Origin of the sequence: Streptomyces sp. ICN903 (genome assembly GCF_022015835.1) — a bacterium.
Lineage (GTDB): Bacteria > Actinomycetota > Actinomycetes > Streptomycetales > Streptomycetaceae > Streptomyces > Streptomyces fenghuangensis.
Genome location: NZ_JAKMAY010000397.1, coordinates 1 through 4,364, shown reverse-complemented (window position 1 = coordinate 4,364; position 4,364 = coordinate 1). Strand labels below are relative to the sequence as shown.

The 4,364-nt window shown below is 75.4% G+C and carries 4 protein-coding genes; 3 read left to right on the top strand and 1 reads right to left on the bottom strand.

The genetic code is table 11. The features are described 5' to 3' along the window. The 3 genes from L7D48_RS26515 to L7D48_RS26505 form a co-directional block, all read left to right on the top strand. Window positions 1-413, top strand: a 413-nt coding sequence (locus L7D48_RS26515; RefSeq protein ID WP_237883263.1) for a sensor histidine kinase, incomplete at its 5' end; no start/stop codon positions are given. Continuing rightward, entirely contained in the window at window positions 410-1,123 is a 714-nt protein-coding gene (locus L7D48_RS26510; RefSeq protein WP_237883261.1) for a response regulator transcription factor, read from the top strand. The genes L7D48_RS26515 and L7D48_RS26510, both read left to right, overlap by 4 nt. Window positions 1,124-1,315: 192 nt before the next feature. Continuing rightward, on the top strand, window positions 1,316-2,353 hold the full coding sequence (locus tag L7D48_RS26505; protein WP_237883259.1) for a 6-phosphofructokinase: 1,038 nt from the start codon (window positions 1,316-1,318) through the stop codon (window positions 2,351-2,353). Window positions 2,354-2,419: 66 nt separating this feature from the next. Here L7D48_RS26505 and L7D48_RS26500 read toward each other — a convergent pair whose 3' ends face one another. Then, complete coding sequence (locus L7D48_RS26500) at window positions 2,420-4,318, bottom strand: anthranilate synthase family protein (RefSeq protein ID WP_237883265.1); 1,899 nt, start codon at window positions 4,316-4,318, stop codon at window positions 2,420-2,422. Window positions 4,319-4,364 lie beyond the last annotated feature (46 nt).

Below are 4,364 nucleotides of genomic sequence, written 5' to 3'. Positions count from 1 at the left end.
GGGAGGACGGCGGGGAGTGCGACGTGCGCGCGCTGCTGTCCGCGTACGCCGGGAGCAGGGTCTCCTTCGCCGAGCCCGGCGCCCCGGTGCGGCTGCCCGCGGCGGCCGCCCGGGAACTGGCCGCGGCGGTCGGCGCCGCCCTGGACAATGTGCGCACACACGCACGGGGGCCGTCGGGCGAGGAGGCGCAGGCGTGGATCCTGCTGGAGGACGAGCCGGACGCCGTGGTGGTGACCGTGCGGGACGACGGGCCCGGCATCCCGCCCGGACGGCTGGAGGACGCGGAGGCCGAGGGCCGCATGGGCGTGGCGCTGTCCATCCGCGGCCGGCTGCGGGACCTGGGCGGCAGCGCCGAGCTGCTGTCGGTGCCGGGACAGGGGACGGAAGTCGAGCTGAGGGTGCCCAAGCGATGACGAGCACAACCGATGGGAACGGCGGGCGCGGCGAGGGGGCCGTACGGGTGATGGTCGTCGACGACCACCCGATGTGGCGTGACGCGGTCGCCCGGGACCTGGCCGAGGCGGGTTTCGACGTGGTGGCCACGGCCGGGGACGGCCCCCAGGCGGTGCGCCGGGCGCGGGCCGCCGATCCGGACGTCCTCGTCCTCGACCTCAACCTGCCCGGACTGCCGGGTGTCGAGGTGTGCCGGCAGCTCGTCGGATCCGGGCCCGGGGGCGAGCCCGCCGGTCCCCGGGTACTGGTGCTCTCCGCCAGCGGCGAGCACGCGGACGTGCTGGAGGCGGTGAAGTCCGGGGCGACGGGCTATCTGGTGAAGTCGGCGAGCACCCAGGAGCTGCTGGAGGCCGTACGCCGCACGGCGGAGGGGGATCCGGTGTTCACGCCGGGGCTGGCCGGGCTGGTGCTCGGCGAGTACCGACGGCTGGCCGGCGACCCCGCGCCGCGCGGACGCGACGAGCCCGGCGCGCCCCGGCTGACCGAGCGGGAGACCGAGGTGCTGCGGCTGGTCGCCAAGGGGCTGTCGTACAAGCAGATCGCCGAACGGCTGGTCATCTCGCACCGCACCGTGCAGAACCATGTGCAGAACACCCTGGGCAAGCTCCAGCTCCACAACCGGGTGGAGCTGGTGCGCTACGCGATCGAGCGCGGCCTGGACGACGCCTGACCGCCGCCGTACCCGCCGCGCCCGCCGTCGGCCGTCCGCCGCTCCCTCCGCGGTTCCCTCCGGCGTTCCGCCGCACCGATGCCCCGTACCGCCGCTAGCGTGGCCGGGGCGGCCGGCCGGTGGTTCCGCCGGATCGGGGGAACCCGCCGCAGGAGACCGGAAACCGGAAGACCAGGCGGTGAAGGGAGACTCATGCGGGTCGGAGTGCTGACCGGCGGCAGCGACTGCCCCGGACTCAACGCGGTGCTGCGCGCGATCGTCCGCAAGGGGGTGCAGGAGTACGGCGATGAGTTCACCGGGTTCCGCGACGGCTGGCGCGGCGTGCTGCGGGACGAGACCGTGCCGCTCGACATCCGGGCCGTGCGCGGCACCCTGCCGCGCGGCGGCACCATCCTCGGCTCCTCGCGCACCAACCCCCTGGTGGAGGACGACGGGGCCGACCGGGTGCTGGGCACCCTCGCCCGGCACCGGCTGGACGCCCTGATCGTGGTCGGCGGGACCGCCACGCTCGGCGTCGCGGCCCGGTTCGCCGAGGACCACGGCGTTCCCCTGGTGGGAGTGCCCAAGACCATCGACAACGACATCCCGCTGACCGACTACACCGTCGGCTTCGACACCGCCGTCGGCGTCGCCACCCAGGCCATCGACCGGCTGCACACCACCGCCGAGTCCCACAAGCGGGTGCTGGTGGTGGAGGTGATGGGGCGCAGCGCCGGATGGATCGCCCTCCACTCCGGCCTGGCGGGCGGGGCCAACTGCATCCTCATCCCCGAGCAGCCCTTCGACGTGGAGCAGGTGTGCGAGTGGGTCGAGTCCCGCTTCCGGGCCACCTACGCCCCGATCGTGGTCATCGCCGACAGCGCCCTGCCGGAGTCGGGCGAGATCACCCTGCGCCGCGGCACCACGCCGCTGCCGGGCGCGGATCCCCGCGCCCGGCTCTCCGGGGTGGGCGAGTGGCTGGGCAGGGAGATCGAGCGGCGCACCGGCAAGGAGTCCCGCACCACCGTACTCGGCTACATCCAGCGCGGCGGCGCCCCCAGCCCGTTCGACCGCTGGCTGGCCACCCGCTTCGGCCTGCACGCCATCGACGCGGTGCACCGGGGCGACTGGGGCTCGATGACGGCGCTGCAGGGCACCCGGGTCACCCGCGTACGGCTGGCGGAGGCGACCTCCTCGCTGAAGACGGTCGATCCGTCGCTGTACGAGGAGGCCGGCGTCTTCTTCGGCTGATCCCCGGCCCGGCCGATCCCCGGTCCGGCCCGGCGGATCCACCGAGCCGGGCCGGACCGCGCGGCCTCAGACCAGGACGGCGGCCAGCAGATCGGAGGTGATCCGCGCCCCCTCCAGCGTCAGCACCGACTCGGGGTGGAACTGCACCCCGGCGAAGTGCGGCCCGCGCAGCGCGTGGACCTCCCCGCGGGCCGGGTCGCGGCTGAGCTCCACCCCGTCCGCGGCCAGTTCCCGCTCCCGTGCCGCGTCGCAGCGGGCGGTGTAGGAGTTGTAGAAGCCGACGGTCCGCTCCGTGCCGAACAGGTCGATCCGCTCCTGCGCGCCCTGGTACGGCTCGTCCTTGCGGACCAGTTCCAGACCCAGCCCGGCGGCGATCAGCTCGTGTCCCAGGCAGACCCCCAGCAGCCCGTGCCGGTGGCCGCGCAGCAGCTCGGCGGCGAGAGGGCGCAGCACCCGCATCTTCGGGTCGGCGGCGTCGCGCGGATCACCGGGGCCCGGGCCGAGCACCACCGGGCCCCGGTGGGCGAGCACCGCCTCGCGCAGCCCGGGCTCGTCGTACCGCCGCACCACCACCTCCAGGCCGGTGGAGCGCAGCAGATGGGCCAGCATCGCGGTGAAGGAGTCCTCGCCGTCCACCACCAGCGCCCGGCCGCGCACCGCGCCGTGCCCGGCGCCGGGGGCGGGGGTGCGCATCCGCAGCCAGAACGGGGCCAGGTCCGCGCGCCGCGCGTCGAGCGCGGCCCGCACCCGCGGGTCGTCCGCCAGGCGCGGCCCCACGGACGGACCCGCCGAACCCGCCGAACCCGCCGGCCGGCCCGGGCCGGTACGCACCCCCAGGGCGGCCAGTACCCCGGCGGCCTTGGCATGGGTCTCGGCGACCTCGCCCGCCGGATCCGAGGCGCGTACCAGCGTGGCGCCCACCGGGACCCGCACCTCGCCGGTGGCCGCGTCGATGTCGGCGGTGCGGATGAGGATGGGGGAGTCCAGCGTCTGCGCGCCGCCGTCGTCCCGGCCGATCAGCGCCAGCGCGCCCGCGTAGTAGCCGCGCCCGCCCTCCTCGTGGCGCCGGATCACCCGGCAGGCGTTCTCCACCGGGCTGCCGGTGACGGTCGCGGCGAACATCGTCTCGCGCAGCACCTCGCGGACGTCCCAGGTGCTGCGGCCGCGCAGCTCGTACTCGGTGTGCGCCAGATGGGCCATTTCCCGCAGCCGCGGCCCGACCACCACACCGCCCATGTCACCGACGGCGCACATCATCTTCAGCTCCTCGTCGACCACCATCGACAGCTCCTCGGTCTCCTTGCGGTCGCCGAGGAACTCCAGCAGGCCCTCCGCGGACGGGCCGCCGGCCGGATAGCGGTAGGTGCCGCTGATCGGGTTCATCACCACCGTCCCGCCGCTCATCCGCACGTGGACCTCGGGGCTGGCCCCCACCAGGGTGCGCTCGCCGGTGTGCACGGCGTACGTCCAGTACGCACCGCGCTCCCCGGCCAGCAGCCGCCGGAACAGCGCCAGCGCGTCGGCCCTGCCGTAGCCCTCGATCACGCCCCGGTAGGTGCGGCGGACGACGAAGTTGGCGCCCTCGCCGGTACCGATCTCGTCCTCGACCACCCGGCGCACGATCTCCTCGTACTCGCCGTCGCTCACGTCGAAGCCCCCTTCGGTGACGCGGACCGCGTGACCGGGCAGGGCGGCCTCCAGGGCCTCCAGGGGCACCTGGTGGATCTCGTCGGGGACGAGCACGGACAGCGGAGTGCCGTCGTCGGTCGCCTCGAAGCCGCGTTCGCGGATCTGCCGGAACGGCACCAGGGCGAGGGCGCCCGGCCCGTCGGCGGGGATGTCGGCCAGCCGCTCCGCCTCGCGGACCGGCCCGATCAGCACCTCGACGGTGCGCCCGTCCCGGCCGGGGGTGCGGCGCAGCAGCAGGGCGAAGGGCGGGCAGTCGCCGGCCAGCAGGCGCTCCACCAGGGCGCTCGCGGTGACGGTGCCGGGGGCGTCGGCGGGGCCGGGG

Bases quoted from the DNA above. Each gene is read 5' to 3' on its own strand.
- L7D48_RS26510 (WP_237883261.1), top strand. From the start codon at position 410: ATGACGAGCACAACCGATGGGAACGGCGGGCGCGGCGAGGGGGCCGTA.
- L7D48_RS26505 (WP_237883259.1), top strand. From the start codon at position 1,316: ATGCGGGTCGGAGTGCTGACCGGCGGCAGCGACTGCCCCGGACTCAAC.